This window comes from Streptomyces sp. NPDC044003 (assembly GCF_056435185.1).
The window spans coordinates 797,385-813,401 of record NZ_JBWKFA010000003.1; the positions used below are offsets into that span (position 1 = coordinate 797,385).

The 16,017-nt window shown below is 70.3% G+C and carries 17 protein-coding genes, 1 pseudogene and 1 riboswitch; of the genes and pseudogenes, 9 read left to right on the forward strand and 9 right to left on the reverse strand.

Features of this window, described 5'->3' with window-relative positions; all coding sequences use genetic code 11:
• Positions 1–341: 341 nt before the first annotated feature.
• From AC07AW_RS15475 to AC07AW_RS15500, 6 genes are all read right to left on the reverse strand, one after another.
• On the reverse strand, positions 342–692 hold the full coding sequence (locus tag AC07AW_RS15475) for a carboxymuconolactone decarboxylase family protein (protein WP_478815935.1): 351 nt from the start codon (positions 690–692) through the stop codon (positions 342–344).
• 42 nt (positions 693–734) lie between these two features.
• Positions 735–1,517 carry an SDR family NAD(P)-dependent oxidoreductase gene (locus tag AC07AW_RS15480; protein ID WP_478815936.1) on the reverse strand — a complete coding sequence of 261 codons (783 nt, stop codon included), beginning with the start codon at positions 1,515–1,517 and terminating at the stop codon, positions 735–737.
• 133 nt (positions 1,518–1,650) lie between these two features.
• Complete coding sequence (locus AC07AW_RS15485) at positions 1,651–2,715, reverse strand: carboxymuconolactone decarboxylase family protein (RefSeq protein ID WP_478816258.1); 1,065 nt, start codon at positions 2,713–2,715, stop codon at positions 1,651–1,653.
• Positions 2,643–2,807 carry a hypothetical protein gene (locus AC07AW_RS15490; protein WP_478815937.1) on the reverse strand — a complete coding sequence of 55 codons (165 nt, stop codon included), beginning with the start codon at positions 2,805–2,807 and terminating at the stop codon, positions 2,643–2,645. The genes AC07AW_RS15485 and AC07AW_RS15490 overlap by 73 nt, the downstream gene beginning before the upstream one ends.
• Positions 2,808–2,816: 9 nt before the next feature.
• Complete coding sequence (locus tag AC07AW_RS15495; protein ID WP_478815938.1) at positions 2,817–3,098, reverse strand: hypothetical protein; 282 nt, start codon at positions 3,096–3,098, stop codon at positions 2,817–2,819.
• Between the two features lie 130 nt (positions 3,099–3,228).
• On the reverse strand, positions 3,229–4,122 hold the full coding sequence (locus AC07AW_RS15500) for a LysR family transcriptional regulator (protein WP_478815939.1): 894 nt from the start codon (positions 4,120–4,122) through the stop codon (positions 3,229–3,231).
• Between the two features lie 123 nt (positions 4,123–4,245).
• On the opposite strand from AC07AW_RS15500, the gene AC07AW_RS15505 reads away from it, so the two are divergent.
• The 6 genes from AC07AW_RS15505 (at position 4,246) to AC07AW_RS15530 (ending at position 10,207) form a co-directional block, all read left to right on the forward strand.
• The gene (locus AC07AW_RS15505) at positions 4,246–5,277 is read left to right on the forward strand and encodes an alcohol dehydrogenase catalytic domain-containing protein (RefSeq protein WP_478815940.1); all 1,032 of its coding nucleotides are present in this window, start codon (positions 4,246–4,248) and stop codon (positions 5,275–5,277) included.
• A 159-nt stretch (positions 5,278–5,436) separates the two neighbouring features.
• Entirely contained in the window at positions 5,437–6,543 is a 1,107-nt protein-coding gene (locus tag AC07AW_RS15510; RefSeq protein ID WP_478815941.1) for a flavin monoamine oxidase family protein, read from the forward strand.
• A gap of 149 nt (positions 6,544–6,692) precedes the next feature.
• Positions 6,693–7,946 (forward strand): MFS transporter, encoded by a 1,254-nt coding sequence (locus tag AC07AW_RS15515; protein ID WP_478815942.1) that lies wholly within the window; start codon positions 6,693–6,695, stop codon positions 7,944–7,946.
• Positions 7,943–8,380 carry a sulfurtransferase TusA family protein gene (locus AC07AW_RS15520; protein ID WP_478815943.1) on the forward strand — a complete coding sequence of 146 codons (438 nt, stop codon included), beginning with the start codon at positions 7,943–7,945 and terminating at the stop codon, positions 8,378–8,380. The genes AC07AW_RS15515 and AC07AW_RS15520 overlap by 4 nt, the downstream gene beginning before the upstream one ends.
• A complete protein-coding gene (locus AC07AW_RS15525; protein WP_478815944.1) occupies positions 8,358–8,528 on the forward strand; it encodes a thioredoxin family protein in 171 nt (56 codons plus the stop codon). The genes AC07AW_RS15520 and AC07AW_RS15525 overlap by 23 nt, the downstream gene beginning before the upstream one ends.
• Before the next feature lie 74 nt (positions 8,529–8,602).
• On the forward strand, positions 8,603–10,207 hold the full coding sequence (locus AC07AW_RS15530) for an ISL3 family transposase (protein WP_478815945.1): 1,605 nt from the start codon (positions 8,603–8,605) through the stop codon (positions 10,205–10,207).
• On the opposite strand, the gene AC07AW_RS15535 is transcribed toward AC07AW_RS15530, so the two are convergent.
• On the reverse strand, positions 10,193–10,810 hold the full coding sequence (locus AC07AW_RS15535) for a hypothetical protein (protein WP_478815946.1): 618 nt from the start codon (positions 10,808–10,810) through the stop codon (positions 10,193–10,195). The two genes, AC07AW_RS15530 and AC07AW_RS15535, sit on opposite strands and share 15 nt — an antisense overlap.
• 133 nt (positions 10,811–10,943) lie before the next feature.
• Here AC07AW_RS15535 and AC07AW_RS15540 point away from each other — a divergent pair.
• Positions 10,944–11,195, forward strand: a pseudogene (locus AC07AW_RS15540) (thioredoxin family protein); the annotation flags it as partial.
• A gap of 144 nt (positions 11,196–11,339) precedes the next feature.
• Entirely contained in the window at positions 11,340–11,765 is a 426-nt protein-coding gene (locus tag AC07AW_RS15545; protein WP_478816259.1) for a DsbA family protein, read from the forward strand.
• A gap of 161 nt (positions 11,766–11,926) precedes the next feature.
• Here the strand turns inward: AC07AW_RS15545 and exaC are convergent, their stop codons facing one another.
• Positions 11,927–13,450, reverse strand: coding sequence for an acetaldehyde dehydrogenase ExaC (exaC, locus tag AC07AW_RS15550; protein WP_478815947.1), 1,524 nt, complete (start codon positions 13,448–13,450; stop codon positions 11,927–11,929).
• A gap of 42 nt (positions 13,451–13,492) precedes the next feature.
• Positions 13,493–14,767, reverse strand: a complete 1,275-nt coding sequence (locus tag AC07AW_RS15555) for a GAF domain-containing protein (protein ID WP_478816260.1) — start codon at positions 14,765–14,767, stop codon at positions 13,493–13,495.
• Positions 14,768–14,901: 134 nt separating this feature from the next.
• A riboswitch (ZMP/ZTP riboswitch) is annotated at positions 14,902–15,008 on the forward strand.
• Positions 15,009–15,036: 28 nt separating this feature from the next.
• On the opposite strand from AC07AW_RS15555, the gene AC07AW_RS15560 reads away from it, so the two are divergent.
• A complete protein-coding gene (locus AC07AW_RS15560; protein ID WP_478815948.1) occupies positions 15,037–15,891 on the forward strand; it encodes a bifunctional 5,10-methylenetetrahydrofolate dehydrogenase/5,10-methenyltetrahydrofolate cyclohydrolase in 855 nt (284 codons plus the stop codon).
• Positions 15,892–16,017 lie beyond the last annotated feature (126 nt).

Consider the following 16,017-nt stretch of genomic DNA (forward strand, 5'->3'; position numbering starts at 1 on the left):
CGGCGGCGTCGATGCCGAGGAATCCGCGGAGGTCGACGCCACCTTCGAGCTCCAGGCGCGCGTGCGGACGGGGCCGGGGCAGGCCGGGCGGGGGTGGTGGCCCCGCCCGATGCCGCAGGGCCGTGGGGTGGTGCCCGTCGACGGTGGTCCGTTCGGGCTGTCGGGGTGCTCCTGCGCTCTGGTGGGAATCTTCAGGAGAGCGACGGTGTCGGGGCCGGTCCGACGGTGGTGTCTCCGTCAGTGCGGGCGGAGACAACCTGCTGTGACGTGTCGTCCAGCGATCGTGTGGCCGGCCGCGCGACCGTCGGGCCTCCTGCGGAAGCACCAGGGTGCAGGAGCGGCTACTGGGCCGGGGCCGTCTGCTCGGCCTGCTCGAAGAACTTCATGGCCATGAAGCCGTGCGCGAAGCTGCCGCCGGCGCGCAGTGCGGTCGCGATCATGGTGGTCTCGGCGAGTTCGTCCTGTGTCGCGCCCTCGGCGTGCGCGGCCTTGGTGTGCGCCTCGATGCAGTAGGCGCACTGCGTGGTCAGTGCCACGGCCACGGCCATGAGTTCGGTGTACTTGCGCGGGATGACCTTCCCGGCCGCGGACATGACCTCGTGGTCGAAGGCCATCAGGGCCTTGAACGCGCCCGGCGCGCCTGCGCGGAGGTTCTTGGCGTACTGGTGGTCGTTGTGGTCGTGGTACGACACGTGTGCTCCTGAGTCTGTGACGGGATGTGGAGTGAGGGGAGGTCAGTTGCGGCCGGCCATGACGCCGCCGTCGACGTCCCAGACGGCGCCGGTGACCCAGTCCGTCTGGCCCGACAACAGGAAGGCGACGGCAGCCGCGACGTCGTCGGGAGTGCCGGTCCGGCCGATCGGGTGGAAGTCGTTGAAGCCGTCGAGCGCGGAGTCGACGTCGGACTTCGGGATGAACTCCTCGTAGATCGGGGTGCGGACGACGGCCGGGGCGACGGCGTTGACGCGGATGCCTGCCGAGGCGAGCTCCATCGCCAGGTGCTGAGTCAGCGAGTGCAGTCCTGCCTTGGCCATCGAGTACGCCGAGGAGGGCGTGGCGGCGATGGCCTGGTGGGCCCACATGGAGCCGATGTTGACGATGGAGCCCTTCGCGCCGCAGGCGATGATGTTGGCGGCGACGGTCTGGGTGAGGAAGAAGAAGGCGCGGTTGATGGCCTGGTAGCGGTCGTAGTCCTCGCCCGTGTGCTCCAGGAAGGGCTTCGGGGCGAAGACGCCGGCGGCGTTGACCAGGAGGGTGGCGTCGGCGTGCTCCTCGGTCAGGGTGACGCGCAGGCGGTCCACGGCGACCAGGTCTGCCAGGTCGGCCGCCAGGCCGAACGCCTTGCCGTGGGTGGACAGCGCGGCCGCCGCCTCGTCGGCGTTGGCCTGGGAGCGGCCGGTGACGACGGCGGTGCCGCCGGCGTCGAGGACGTGGCGGGCGATCGCGTAGCCCATGCCGCTGGTGCCGCCGATGACGATGACCTTCTGGCCGGTGAAGTCGAGGGTACTGCGGGACACGTGATGCTCCAGTTTCGGGTGATTTCTTGAGGGGCGGGGTCGGGGTGGTCAGGCGTTGGGGCGACAGAGGAGATGAGCGCTGGCTCGGTGGCCCCGGCATGTGGTCGGCTCAGGTCTTGGCCGCACGGGGATTTCAGATGGCCAGCGCCACCAGGAAGCGCGAGACCATGTTGTAGGCCGCGACTGTCGCGACCGCTTCGACTGTCTTGGCTTCACCGAACAGGTGCTTCAGTTCCTCGATGACGGAGGCATCGACCTCGACCTGTTGCGTGGACTGATCAGTCAGAGCGATCAGGGCACGCTCTTCTTCGCCGAAGACGTCGCTTTCCGCGGCATTCCCCTTGAGGGCCTCGCACTTCTCTTCCGTGCCGCCCGCCTGCAGGTACGCCGGGTAATGGACGCCCCACTCGAAGTCGGCGCGGTTCAGCACGGCCACTCGCAACATGATCAGTTCGCGGTATTCCAGCGCCAGGCCGAACTCGGAGCGAACGCGCCCCAGCAGCCCGTTCCATCCTGTGGCGAGCGGGAAGCTCCTTAGGAGGACGCGGTCGATGCCGATCAGCTCGCCGCCCTGCCGACGCGCCTTCATTGCCGTGAGGAGTTCGGGCGGTGGTGAGGGGAGGCTGTCGTCTTGCCAGGGGGTGACGCGCACATCACTCATGTGGTGCTCCTTGACTGTGCACCGGCCCACGATGAGATCGGGTCGTGCCGGTGATGAAATTGCCGCCGACTTCGCCTGGGCAGAGGTGCAGGCGGTCAGGCGTAGGGGTTGCAGACGAGGTAGCCGTCGATGCGGCAGAGCCAGTCCGAGGCGGGGGTCGGGCGGCAGAGCGTGGCCGAGGTTGTCGGCTCGGACCTCGCTGATCCACTGGTCGTGCTGGTACTCGTGGTTGACCAGCGCGACCATCAAGTGGTTCGCGACGATGGTCAACTGGGTCGGGGCGCCGACCTTGCCGGCGGCGATGTCGCCGATGCGGGCGTGGACCCGTTCGGCGACGGTGTCGCGGAAGGTGGCGAGCCGCTCGACGGTGGGCAGCGCGCCGCGGAACTTCTCCGGGTTGGCCGAGTCCATGAGCCCGTCGAGTTCCGGGTCGGGGCTGGGTTCGGCCGCGGCGAGGTTGCGGATCATGAAGTGGGCGACGTGAGCCTGGTGACCCAGGTGCCAGCCGATGGCCTGGAGTCCTCGTGCGGGCGCCAGGTCACCTCGTCGGGGGTGAGGTCCTTCGACAGCTCGTCGGTGTAGGCGCGGGCCCGATCGTATTCGCGCAGCAGCGCCGTGAGCTCGTGCACGACCGGGGCTCAGACGGTGTCGTAGACGCGAACGTCGGGGGCGGCCTTCAGCAGCGGGGACAGACCGCCGACCACATCGCGGGTGAACAGGTCACTCGCCAGGTACGCCTTGGCGTCGGCGACGGTCCGGAAACCGTGGAGGACCTGGACGTCCTCGTCGCGGACGAGAAGCTCCTTGCTGAGGGCGCCGGGGACGGTGTCGAGGAACGGCTGCTTGTACTTCTCGTACACACCGGCTGCGGCGACACGATTGGCCGGGTCCACCTGAAGTGTGATCCCAAGATACGCCATGGTTATGCCTCATTCGATTGGCAGGGAGGGAACGGAGCGGCGAATGCCGCAACGTGCCTGCCAAGTTAGACACTCCCAGCAAGGTCCGGTAGAGGATCTCGTTGAATCAGGATATAAGCGATGCATATGGCTAGCGGCGGGAAGCCGCGAGGCTGTCGGCGAGGCGGAGCAGGTCCGGGCCGAGCGGGGAGTCGGCGTTCCAGACCGCCTCGAAGGAGATCTGCACCTCGCGGCCCTCGTCGGTCAGCGGGCGGTGGGGCACGTCGGGGGAGGTGAGCTTGGAGCGGGGGACCATGGCCGAGCCCAGGCCGAGCTTCGTCCAGTCCTCCAGGACCCGGTAGCTGGCGGCCTCGCCCGGATAGCTGTTCAGGGGCATCTCGTGCGCCTGGAAGAGTTGGGTGGTGAAGGTGGTCAGGCCGCAGGTGTCGGGCACGAGGATGAACTGCTCCTTGCCGGCCTCCGCGAGCTCGACAGGAGTCGCCTCCGCCGTGTCGGGGCTGACGACGACGATCGGCTCGACGTCGATGACGCGGTGCTCGAAGCGCGGCATCGCGGCCACGGCCGGGATGAGGATGATGTCCAGCTGCCCGGCCAGCAGGCACTCCCTCAGCTCCTGCATGTTCGCCTCGCGCAGCACGAGGTCCCGTGGCGCGAGAAGGCCCTGGACCATGCTGAACGCCCTGGCGACCAGGTGCGAGGCGATCAGCGGCGAGACGCCCATGCGGATCTTCTGCTCGCCGGGCTCGGTCAGCCGCCGGGCCTCCGCCGCGACGGCGTCGAGCGCGACCAGGGCACGCTCGATAAGGGGCAGGATGCTTGCGCCGAACGCGGTCTGCGTCACCCCGCGCGGCGAGCGGTCGAACAGCTTGTCGCCGAGGCGCTCCTCCAGCTTGGCGATGCCGTTGGACAGGGCGGGCTGCGTGACGCCGTACGCCCGGGCGGCGGCGCTGAACGACTTGGTCTCGGCGACGGCCTGCGCGTACCGGAGCCCTTCGAGGTTCAGGCGGTCCATTGCCATAGCCATGGCTTATCGCTCCATTCACTGGTGTCGCCTACCGGCCGGGGCGGACTGTGCCTACGGTGGGACTCCTGCCGATTCAGCATAACCAGCAGCTATAAGCATCGTCGTTCGGAACGGAAGAGCACCATGTCAGACAGCGCCGTGACCATGGTCGTGCCCGAGCCCCATGGGCCTCTGACGCCCGCCGCGGTCGAGACGGCATCGCCGCCGGCGCAGTGGGTGCGCGTGTCGGTCACGGCGAGTGGCGTGTGCAACGCCGACATCGGAACGGCCGCTGCGACCGGCAAGGGCACCACCTTCCCCGTCACCCCGGGGCACGAGGTCGCTGGCATCGTTGCCGAGATCGGCGACGGGGTCGAGGGCTGGGCGGTCGGCGACCGGGTGGCCGTCGGCTGGTTCGGCGGCAGCTGCGGGCATTGCGCGTACTGCCGTACGGGCGATGTCGTCCACTGCGCCGAGAGGAAGATCCCCGGCCTGTCGTATCCGGGCGGCTGGGCGCAGAGCATCACCGTGCCCGCCGACGCCCTCGCACGCATCCCCGACGGACTCGACCTCTTCGACACCGCCCCGTTCGGCTGCGCCGGGGTGACGACCTTCAACGCCGTCCGCAAGGCCGGCATCCGGGCGGGTGGACGCGTCGCCGTCTTCGGGATCGGCGGTCTGGGCCACCTCGCCGTCCAGTTCGCGGCCAGGCTCGGATACGAGACCGTCGCCATCGCCCGCGGCGGCGACCGCGAGAAGATCGCCCGCGACCTCGGCGCCCACCACTACATCGACAGCGACGCGCAGACGCCCGGGGCCGCGCTCAAGGCGCTCGGGGGCGCCGACCTCATCGTCTACACCGCCTCCTCCACCGCCCCCGTGGACGAACTCCTCAACGGTCTGAACGTGCACGGGCAGCTCACCCTCGTCGGCGTCGACGCGGGCTCCGTCACCGTCCCGGCGGCCCGGCTGGTCATGAACGGCTACACCCTCACCGGGCACCTCACCGGCAGCCCGCGCGAGACGGAGGAGGCCATGGAGTTCGCCGTCACCACGGGCGTGCGCCCGTTGATCGAGCGGATGCCGCTGGAGAAGGCCGGCGAAGCCGTCACCCGGCTGCGTTCCGGGGCTCCCCGCTTCCGCATCGTCCTGGACACCGCTGTCGGCGGCGAGTAGCCAGCCCCCTCCCCTCCGGCCTCCCCGCATTGCCACCACGGCGTGGGGAGGCAATCAGCCCTGCCTTGATCCCCTGGTTCGGCACCCCCGGCAGTCGAACACCGACCCACCATCGCTGCCGGCAGAGGTTCGGTCGGGTCAGAAGGAAGGAAGTCACGCATGTTCCACCGGGACAGCCATGACGTGATCGTGGTCGGCGCCGGCGCCTCCGGACTCGCCGCGGCCGTCGCCCTGCACGCCACCGGCCGCGACATGCTCTGCCTGGACGCCCGTGACCGTGTCGGCGGACGCCTGCTGTCCGCCCCCACCGTGCACCCCGAGCGGGCGCTCGACCTGGGAGCCACCTGGTTCTGGGACGGCGAGGAGCGCGTACGGACCCTGGTTGCACGCGGCGGCATCGCCACTTTCGACCAGCACCTCGCCGGCGACACCCTGCTCCAGGAGACCACCGGTATCCGCCGCCTCACCGGCAACCTGATCGACGCCCCCTCCCGCCGCTTCACCGCCGGATCGCAGAGCATCGCCGCCGCCCTCGCCGCCGCACTGCCCGACGGCACTCTGCGACTGAACACCCCGGTCTCCGCCGTCCATCCGAACAGCGAGGGCGGCCTCGACGTGCTCACCCCGGCCGGCACGCTCCACGCCGAGCACGTGATCCTGGCCGTCCCCCCGGCCCTCGCCCTGGAGCGCATCGACTTCGGCGACGCGCTCCCCGCCGACCTCGTGCGCCTGGCCCGGGCCACCCCCGTGTGGATGGGCGCCGTCGTGAAGGTCGTCGCCCACTACCCGAACGCCTTCTGGCGGGAGGAGGGGCTGGCCGGTGCGGCGTTCAGCAGGACCGGCCCGCTCCAGGAGATCCACGACATGTCCGGGCCCGGCGGCGAGCCCGCCGCGCTCTTCGGATTCGCGCAGGCGCGTACCGTCCGCCCCGGCTTCGAGCAGGCCGTCAGCGCCCAGCTCGCCCGGCTCTTCGGCCCGGCCGCCGCCACCCCGGACACCCTGTACGTCCAGGACTGGAGCGCCGAGCGGTGGACCGCCCCGTCCACCGTGCACTACCTCGCCGACTACTCCCTCTTCGGCCACCACCTCTACCAGCGCCCGGCCCTCGACGGCCGTCTGCACTGGGCGTCGACCGAGACGGCCACCGACCACGCCGGACACATCGAAGGCGCCCTCGCCGCAGGAGAACGCGCAGCCCAGGCCGTCCACGAGGCGCCCGCCGGCGCGAACGACGTCACCATCGACGTCACCGCCCCCAGCAGATAGGGCCGATCTCCGCCGACCAGCAGGCAGCCAGTCCGTCTGGCGCTTGAAGGCGACGGATCAATCGCACTGAACCCGCACACATCACAGCACAACGCCCCTCAGAAATGCCCGGCCCTTACGCATGGCGATGTCGCTACCCCGGAAGAGAGATGACCAGTACGGAACCCGCCGGAACGACGGCCCTCATATCCGACCCCGCCCAGACACAGCGGCGTACCCTGCGCGTCCTGGTCGCCTCCCAGGTCCTCAGCGGAGCGGGACTGGCAGCCGGCGTCACCGTCGGCGCGCTCCTCGCCCAGGACATGCTCGGCACCACCGCCCTCGCCGGGCTGCCGAGCGCCCTGTTCACCGCTGGATCCGCGCTGACCGCCGTCGTCGTCGGCCGCATCTCGCACGCCCGCGGCCGTCGCCCGGGCCTGGCCGCCGGATACCTCGCCGGGGCGATCGGCTCGGCGGGCGTCATCACCGCGGCCGTCCTCGACAACGCCGTCCTGCTGTTCGTGGCGCTGTTCGTCTACGGCGCGGGCACCGCCACCAACCTCCAGGCCCGCTACGCCGGAGCCGACCTCGCCGCACCCGGCCACCGCGCCCGCGCGGTCTCCACGGTCCTGGTCGCCACCACCCTCGGCGGCGTCGCCGGCCCCAACCTCGCCGCCCCCACCGGCGCCCTCGCCGAGCACCTCGGCATCCCGAACCTCGCCGGACCGTTCATCCTCTCCGGTGTCGCCTACGCGCTCGCCGCGCTCGTCCTCGCCTTCTGGCTCCGGCCCGACCCCCTACTGACTGCCCGCGCTCTGGCAGAGGCCGAGGCCCAGGAAGCCGACACCGCGACCGCCACAGCCACCACCAACACGGTGGACGGCCGCGGAGGCGTCGTCCTCGGCGTGCTCGTCATGATCCTCAGCCAGCTCGTCATGGTCGCGATCATGACGATGACGCCGGTCCACATGCACGAGCACGGCCACGGCACCGCCGCCTCCGGCCTCGTCATCGCCCTCCACATCGGCGCCATGTACCTGCCCTCCCCGCTGACCGGCTGGCTCGTCGACCGCTACGGCCACCTGAAGATCGCCGCCGCCTCCGGCATCACCCTCCTGGCCTCCGGCATCCTCGCCGCGCTCGCGCCCGGCGACTCGATCGCTCTCCTCGCGCTCGCCCTCGCCCTGCTAGGCCTCGGCTGGAACTTCGGCCTCGTCGCCGGCACCGCGATCACCACCGACACCGTCCCGCTCGCCACCCGCGCCAAGACCCAGGGCACGGTGGACGTCTGCGTCGCCGTCGCCGGCGCCACCGGCGGCATGGCCTCCGGCCTCATGGTCGCCGCCACCGGCTACCCCGCCCTCGCCCTCACCGGCAGCATCCTCTCCCTCGCGCTCCTGCCTGCCGTCGCCTACCGCCGATGAATGACCACCGCCACGACACCCCCGCGCCGGACATCACCGTCGACGGCACCGGCCTCCTCTGCGTCACGCTCCTGCTGCGCCTGCGCAAAGAGATCGACGGAGCCGAGCCGGGCATGGTCGTCCACGTCATCGCCACAGATCCGGCCGCACCGCTCGATCTGCCCGCCTGGTGCCACATGACCGGCCACCACTACCTCGGACCCGTGCCCGGTCGCGCCCCGGACCGGTACGTCCTTCGCCTCGCCGCCCGGCCGATGTCGACCAGGCCCGGTGCACCCTGGCACCGGGCCGAATCCCCACAAGGCCGTGCCCCAGCCGCGCCAGTAACAAGAACATCCCAAGGTGCGCCGGACGGCGTCTGCGCGATCTCACCGCTGGCGCCGTCCGACCCGAGAAGGAGAGCGCAGAGCAATGTCAGCGCGTTCCGTCACTGACGCCACCTTCGCCCATGAGGTCCTCCTCAGCGACAAACCCGTCCTCGTCAGCTTCTGGGCCGACTGGTGCCCGCCGTGCCGCATGTTCGGCCTGGTCTTCGGGTTCTGGCTCAATTTCCGTGAAGCGCATACGTTGAGTGACGGCTGACGTCTGCGGCAGCCTTCGGGAAGTTGCCTGAAAATGATCAGTGCCGATCCCGGGGTGGCCGACAGTTCGACGTCGTGGAAGAGGGATTGCTCCGGCTGGAAGCTTTGTTGTTCTCGTCGGTCGCGGACGTGTCGGTGCTGTCGGTGGACGTGTGTGACGAGGTGGTACGCGTTGAGGCCCGCCGTACGACCGGCGAGGCGCTATGTCCGACTTGCGGGCGCTCGTCAAGCCGAATACACAGCTCTTACCTGCGGTTTCCTGCCGATGTGCCCAGTGCGGGACGGCGGGTGGTTCTGTGCCTGCGCGTCCGCAGGTTCTTCTGTCTGGACGTTGCATGCGGGCGGCGGACGTTTGTCGAGCAGATGCCGGGCCTGACCAGGAGATACAGCCGGTGGACTGAACGCCTGCGGTCGACCCTGGCCATGGTCGGCCTTGCCCTCGCGGGCCGGGCCGGCGCCCGGATGGCGGGCGTCTTCGGGGTGTCCGTCAGCCGCAGTACGGTGTTGCGGCTGGTTGCGGTGCTGCCTGAGCCGGACGTGCCGGCACCGCGGGTGGTCGGCGTCGATGAGTACGCCACGCGCAAGGGCCGCGTCTACGGCACCGTGCTGGTCGACTGCGAGACCCGACGGCCGGTGGACCTGCTGCCTGACCGGGAGGCGTCCAGCCTGACCGAGTGGCTGGCGAAGCGGCCGGGTATCGAGGTGATCTGCCGGGACCGGGCTCCGTTCTTCGCCGAAGGCGCTTCGGCCGGGGCGCCCCAGGCGGTTCAGGTCGCTGACCGGTGGCATCTGTGGCACAACCTCAGCGAGGCCGCCGAGCGAGCTGTCGCCCGCCATCGCCAGTGCTTGCGCGTCCTGGCGCCCGAACCGGTGGAGGAGGGATCCGACGAGTCCGCATCCTCCGTGGTGGACCCCGCCTCGCCCTGGAAGAGCGACCGGTTCGCCAACCGCATCCGAACCAGACACGCCACCGTCCACGCGATGCTGGAAGCCGGTCACAGCCGCCGTTCCATCGGCCGCCAACTCCACATGACGCATCGCACCGTCAAAAGCCTTGCCGATGCAGCCAGACCGGAGGACCTCTTCACCGGTCAGTACCAGTTCAACCGGGCCTCCGCGCTGGACGAGTACAAGCCCTACCTCGACGAACGCTGGAACGAGGGTCGCACCAACGCCTGGAAACTCTGGGAGGAAATCGTCCCGCTCGGATACAGGGGCAGCTACGGCATCGTCAGCGCCTACATCAGGAAAAAGCGCACGTCACCCCGGCCGGTCACCGCACAGCCCCCGGCACCCCGCCAGGTGGCCAGATGGATTCTCAGCCGCCCGGAAACGCTCACGGAAGTCGAGCAGCTCCGGCTCAAGGCCGTGCTGTCCAACTGCCCCGAGCTTGACGCCCTCACCAGCCACGTCCGTTCCTTCGCCCAGATGCTCACCGAACGCCACGGCGAACGACTTCCTGAGTGGCTCGACGCCGTTCGGCAGGACGACCTGCCGAGCCTCCACACCCTCGCCGCGGGCATCGACCGCGACCGCGACGCCGTCATCGCCGGCCTCACTCTGCCCTGGAACTCAGGCGTCGTCGAAGGACATGTCAACCGGATCAAGATGCTCAAGCGCCAGATGTTCGGCCGCGCCGGCTTCGACCTCCTGCGAAAACGCGTCCTACTCGCTGAATGACGCTTCAGTCTCCGCACGGAGGTCGTGAATCGGGAACCTCGTGGGTGAGGGATGTTCCTTGCAGGTTCCTCCTTCTCGGTGCAGTTCTTCGGGTCGCAGCGCCCAGGCGATGGCCTCGCCCGGACCGCAGAATGAAGGATCGAGGTGGAACGTGGTCCGGGTCCCGAAGGGTTGCGGCGCTATGAACTCTTCCCAGGGGCCGGTCGGATCCATCCCGGCGAGCTGCTGGCGATAGCCGTGGCCATCCAGCCACACCTCGATGACCGTGCGGACGCTGAGTGCGGCAGCCGCAGAGGGAGCCCAGCGTTGCATGTCGAACAGGTCGAGCAGGGAACCGGAGAATCCCGGAAGGAGCCTCTCTCGTTCATCGGCACTGGGGCGCTGATCGCTCTCCACGGTGAAGCTGAGATCAGATCCGATCTCGACGCTGATCTGTCCATGCTTGCCGTCGCGACGGTGCAGCGCGTCCCAGGCCACCGCCCGCAGCACCTCGGTGGGAAGCTCGGGGCTGCCCTGCGCAACCAGAAAGTACATCTGTGGGCAGCGCCGCACGTGCTCCACGAAGTCGACCACCCGAAGCGACTCGACTGGGAACTTCTCCACTCACCCTCCCCATCCCTGCATTTTTCAGCCAGCCGGCAGCCGATCATGGCACCCACCACCGGCAAGCACCACGTCCCCTCTCGCCCAACAGCCGTGACGGATTGTCACCAATCACGGAAGTTGAGCCAGAACCGTCTTCGAGGCCGCGTCCGAGCGCCACCCCGACCTCGTCTTCGGCAAGGTCGACACCATGGCACAGCCGGAACTCGCCCAGGTGCTCGACATCCAGTCGATCCCGACGCTCGCGATCATCCGGGACAAGGTCGCCATCTTCTCCCAGCCCGGTGCCCTGCCCGAGAACGCCCTGCAGGACCCGATCGCACAGTCGCGGAAGGTTGACATGGACGAAGTACGCAAGCAGATCGCCGAAGAGCAGAAGAAATAGGGGCAGCAGCCCCAGCGAAACGGCCACATCAGAGGGGGAACCGGGCAACAGGCTCACCGGGCCCGCCCGCCCCTTGAGCACGAAGGCCACCAGAACTCCCGGCGGCGACGCCACGCAGGATGCGACGAGAAGGACCGAACGCGAATCGAGGTCTGGGCCGACCTGGTCTGCCCCTGGGCGTACATCGGCAAGCGCAGCCTGGAGAAGGCACTGGCGACGCAGGCGCTGGCCGGCCTCGGCGCCGAGGTGGTGTGGCGGCCGTACCGTATCCATCCGACCGCTCCCGCGCAGGCCACCCCGGCCGACGAAACGGCAACGGCCGAAGCCGCCGCGACCGCCCCTTCACCCGCTGCCGACCCGCTCCAGTGCGCGGTTCCTCCTTCCCCTGCGGGTGCTGCTCCCGGTGTTGACCCGGTCGAATGTGCTCGCCGCGCGGGTCAGAGCATCGAGGCCCTCTTCCGTCACTACGCCAAGTTCCTGGACGGCGTGCGGGAGCAGGCCAACCGCCTCATCGAGCAGTCCATGGAGGAGTGGGACCGCGTCACCCGAGGTGAGGCCCCTGCGGGGTGAGTCGGAGTTTGGTCCGTGACTGGTCCGGAAGATCTGGTCAGGAGTGAGATACCGGTGGGATGAACCGCGAGTTTTGGTGTAAACGCGACCCCTGCCTACGTGGGGCGAGCGAGGGGCGCCTGACGGGCAGAAGCCCAGGTCAGGCGCCTCTTTTCATGCCCCTAGAAGAACCCGAGCTTCTTCGGCGAGTAGCTGACCAGGAGGTTCTTGGTCTGCTGGTAGTGCTCCAGCATCATCTTGTGGGTCTCTCGGCCGATGCCCGACTGCTTATAGCCTCCAAAAGCACTATGGGCCGGGTAGGCGTGGTAGCAGTTCGTCCAGACGCGGCCCGCCTGGATCGCGCGGCCCGCTCGGTAGGCGGTGTTCGTGTCGCGGGTCCAGACGCCGGCGCCGAGGCCGTAGAGGGTGTCGTTGGCCGTGCGGATCGCGTCGTCGAAGTCCGTGAAGGACGTCACCGCCACGACCGGGCCGAAGATCTCCTCCTGGAAGATCCGCATGCGGTTGTCGCCCTCGAAGATGGTCGGCTGGACGTAGTAGCCGCCCGCCAACTCGCCGCCGTGTTCGACGATCTGGCCGCCCGTCAGGATCTTCGCGCCCTCCTTCTGGCCGATCTCCAGGTAGGAGAGGATCTTCCGGAGCTGTTCGGCCGAGGCCTGGGCGCCGATCATCGTGTCCGTGTCCAGGGGGTGGCCCGGGACGATCTTCTCCGTGCGGGCGACCGCCGCTTCCAGGAAGTCGGCGTAGTGGCCGCGCTGCACGAGGGCGCGCGAGGGGCAGGTGCAGACCTCACCCTGGTTGAGGGCGAACATCGTGAAGCCTTCGAGGGCCTTGTCGCGGAAGTCGTCGTCCGCCGCCCACACGTCGTCGAAGAAGATGTTCGGCGATTTGCCGCCGAGTTCGAGCGTGACCGGCTTCAGGTTCTGCGAGGCGTACTCCATGATCAGTCGGCCGGTCGACGTCTCGCCCGTGAAGGCGATCTTCGCCACGCGCGGGCTGGACGCCAGCGGCTTGCCGGCCTCCTCGCCGAAGCCGTTGACGACGTTCAGGACGCCCGGCGGCAGCAGGTCCGCGACCAGGCTCAGCCAGAAGTGCACCGAGGCCGGGGTCTGTTCGGCCGGCTTGAGGACCACCGCGTTGCCCGCGGCAAGCGCCGGGGCCAGCTTCCAGACCGCCATGAGGATCGGGAAGTTCCACGGGATGATCTGCGCGACCACGCCCAGCGGCTCATGGAAGTGGTACGCCACGGTGTCGTCGTCGATCTCGCTGAGCGCACCCTCCTGGGCCCGCAGCGCCCCCGCGAAGTAGCGGAAGTGGTCGATCGCGAGCGGGATGTCCGCGGCGAGCGTCTCCCGCACGGGCTTGCCGTTGTCCCACGTTTCGGCGACCGCCAGGGCCTCCAGGTTGCTCTCCATGCGGTCCGCGATCTTCAGCAGGACGGCCGCCCGTTCCGCCGGCGCCGTCCGCCCCCACGCCGGGGCCGCCGCGTGCGCCGCGTCCAGGGCGCGCTCCACGTCCTCGGCGGTGCCGCGCGCGACCTCCGTGAAGGGGCGGCCGTCGACCGGGCTCGGGTTCTCGAAGTAGCGGCCTGCCGCGGGGGCGACGTACTCGCCGCCGATCCAGTGGTCGTAGCGGGCCTGGTACGACATGAGCGCGCCCTCGGTACCGGGTGCTGCGTAACGGGTCATGGATGGCCTCCCTGGGACGCGCCGGCCGTCCCTGGCCGGCGCTCACGCCCGAGTGTGGAGACCCGTACGTTGCAACCCCGTTGCACCGGCCGACAGTTCCGCCTCCAGGGAGTCGAGACGCGCGCGTACGGGGGGAAGCTGGGCGGCCGGTACGGCCTGGCACAGGGCCCGCCAGACCACCACGTCGTCCTCGCCCCACGCGCTGTACGCCCAGTCGGCGAGCAGCCCCGGATCGCCCCGGTCGACCAGTGCCGCCCGCAGCCGGTCCGCGAGCCGTTCCCGCAGCCGTACGACCCCGGGCGCGGTCGACGCGGGGAGCAGCGGGCCCGCGTAGTCCCCGGCCGCCGCCGCGACCGCCCCCGAGGCGAGCCGCCGGTCGACCGTCGCGAAGTCCGCATCCACCGCCCCGGAGAGCCGGTACGGCCGCGAGCGCAGCGCCTCGGGACCGAGCAGCGCCCGCAGCCGGGACAGCTCGGCCCGCAGCGTCACCGGGGTCACCGACTCGTCCTCGTACAGGAGGGTGAGGAGTTCGTCGCCGCCCACTCCCTCGGGACGGTGCGCGAGGACCACCAGGATCTCGCTGTGCCGGCGGCTCAGTCGCAGCCGCCGCCCGCCCAACGAGAGCACCGCCTCGTCCCGGCCGAGCGCCGACAGCCTGAGTCGGCCCGGGTCCGGGGCCGGGCCCAGCAGGGCCAGCTGGGACTCCGCCGCCCGCGCCACCGCCTGCACGAAGCCGAGGCTGTGCGGGTGCGCGAGCCGTTCGCCGCCCGTGATGTCGACCGCGCCGAGCACCCGGCCGCTGTACGGGTCGTGCACGGGGGCCGCGGCGCAGGTCCAGGCCCGCACCGGACGCCGGAAGTGCTCGGCGGCGACGACCTGCACCGGGCGGTCCACCGCCAGGGCCGTACCCGGCGCGTTCGTCCCGACCGCCGTCTCCGACCAGCGGGCCCCGGCCACGAAGTTCATCCCCCGGGCCTTGCGCAGGGTGCCCGGATGCCCCTCGACCCACAGCATCCGCCCGGCCGCGTCGCAGACCGCGAGGAGATGCTCCCCGTCCGTGGCGTACGCCCCCATCAGCTCCCGGATCACCGGCATCGCCGCGGACAGGGGATGCGCCTCGCGGTACGCGGCGAGCTCGTCCTCGTCCAGTTCCACCCGCGCCGCCCCGTCGGGGCTCACGCGCGCGCGGAGCGAGCGGCGCCAGGACGCGGCCACCAGCGGGCGGGCCTCCCGGGTGCGCGGGTCGACATTCCCCTGCGGATCCTCCGTCGGCGCCCGCTCCGTCCGTGGCTCCCCGGCCACCCACGTGTCGTTCAACTCGGCCTCCTCGTCGAGGTCGTCCCGGCCCGTCGCGCTCATCGTGGTGCGCCCGAGCGCCGCCGACAAGCCACCTCGCACCACGGCATATGCACCCTGTCCGGGACCGGCCCCCGACCGCTCACGTAGAGTGGGGCTCGGGCCGTGACTGGCGCTTGAGGTGGATCACCACCGGGGAGCGGCCCGGCGGAGCGTCCCCCGTGGCGCGACCGTGTCGATGCCGTGCGCCTGGGCGAACCACCGGTCAGAGACGACGCCCAGGAGTTGCCATGTCCACCAGCACCGCCACCCTCATGGACGGTACGGCCCTCGCCCGCCGCACGGTCGAGGAGACCGCCGCCCGAGCCGCCGAGATCACCCGCCGCACCGGCGTCACCCCCTGCCTCGCGACCGTTCTGGTCGGCGCGGACCCGGCCTCCGTCACGTACGTGAAGATGAAGCAGAACCGCTGTGCGAAGGCCGGAATCCGCTCCAAGCACGTCGAGCTGCCCGCCTCCACGACGACCGAGGAGCTCGTCGCCGCCATCACCGCCCTGTCCGAGGACCCCGAGGTCCACGGCATCCTGCTCCAGCACCCGGTCGGCCCGCACATCGACGAGCGCGCCGCTTTCGAGGCGATCGCCCCCGAGAAGGACGTCGACGGCGTCACCATGGCCTCCTTCGCCGCCATGGGCTTCGGTCTGCCCGGGTTCGTCTCCTGCACGCCCGGCGGCATCATGCGTCTCCTCGACGCGTACGACGTCGAACTGAGCGGCAAGCGCGCGGTCGTCGTCGGCCGCAGCGCCATCCTCGGCAAGCCCGCCGGCCTGCTCCTCCTCGGCCGCGACGCCACCGTCACCTACTGCCACTCCCGCACCCAGGACCTCTCCTCGGTCGTCCGCGAGGCCGACATCCTCGTCGCCGCCGTCGGCAAGCCGAACTTCATCAAGGGCGAGGACATCAAGCCGGGCGCCGTCGTCATCGACGCCGGCTACAACCCGGGCAACATCGGCGACGTCGACTTCGCCTCGGCCGCCGAGCGCGCCTCCCTCATCACCCCGGTCCCCGGTGGTGTCGGCCCCATGACCATCGCCGTGCTCCTCGCCCAGACGGTCGAGGGCGCGCAGCGTCAGCTCGGCCTGTAGGCAGTCATGACCGGGCGGCGGCGGTGACGGGGGAGCGGCGGTGGCGGCAGCGCGCCCCCGAACCGCGCCGCCCGGGCGTGTCCGGTCCCACCGGTACGGGTCCTTCGACACGCCCGACCGCGCCGG

Excerpts from the sequence above, each read along its gene's own strand:
- AC07AW_RS15495 (WP_478815938.1), bottom strand. The coding sequence starts at position 3,098 with ATGGCGTATCTTGGGATCACACTTCAGGTGGACCCGGCCAATCGTGTC.
- AC07AW_RS15500 (WP_478815939.1), bottom strand. The coding sequence starts at position 4,122 with ATGGCTATGGCAATGGACCGCCTGAACCTCGAAGGGCTCCGGTACGCG.
- AC07AW_RS15505 (WP_478815940.1), top strand. The coding sequence starts at position 4,246 with ATGTCAGACAGCGCCGTGACCATGGTCGTGCCCGAGCCCCATGGGCCT.
- AC07AW_RS15510 (WP_478815941.1), top strand. The coding sequence starts at position 5,437 with ATGTTCCACCGGGACAGCCATGACGTGATCGTGGTCGGCGCCGGCGCC.
- AC07AW_RS15515 (WP_478815942.1), top strand. The coding sequence starts at position 6,693 with ATGACCAGTACGGAACCCGCCGGAACGACGGCCCTCATATCCGACCCC.
- AC07AW_RS15520 (WP_478815943.1), top strand. The coding sequence starts at position 7,943 with ATGAATGACCACCGCCACGACACCCCCGCGCCGGACATCACCGTCGAC.
- AC07AW_RS15525 (WP_478815944.1), top strand. The coding sequence starts at position 8,358 with ATGTCAGCGCGTTCCGTCACTGACGCCACCTTCGCCCATGAGGTCCTC.
- exaC (WP_478815947.1), bottom strand. The coding sequence starts at position 13,450 with ATGACCCGTTACGCAGCACCCGGTACCGAGGGCGCGCTCATGTCGTAC.
- AC07AW_RS15560 (WP_478815948.1), top strand. The coding sequence starts at position 15,037 with ATGTCCACCAGCACCGCCACCCTCATGGACGGTACGGCCCTCGCCCGC.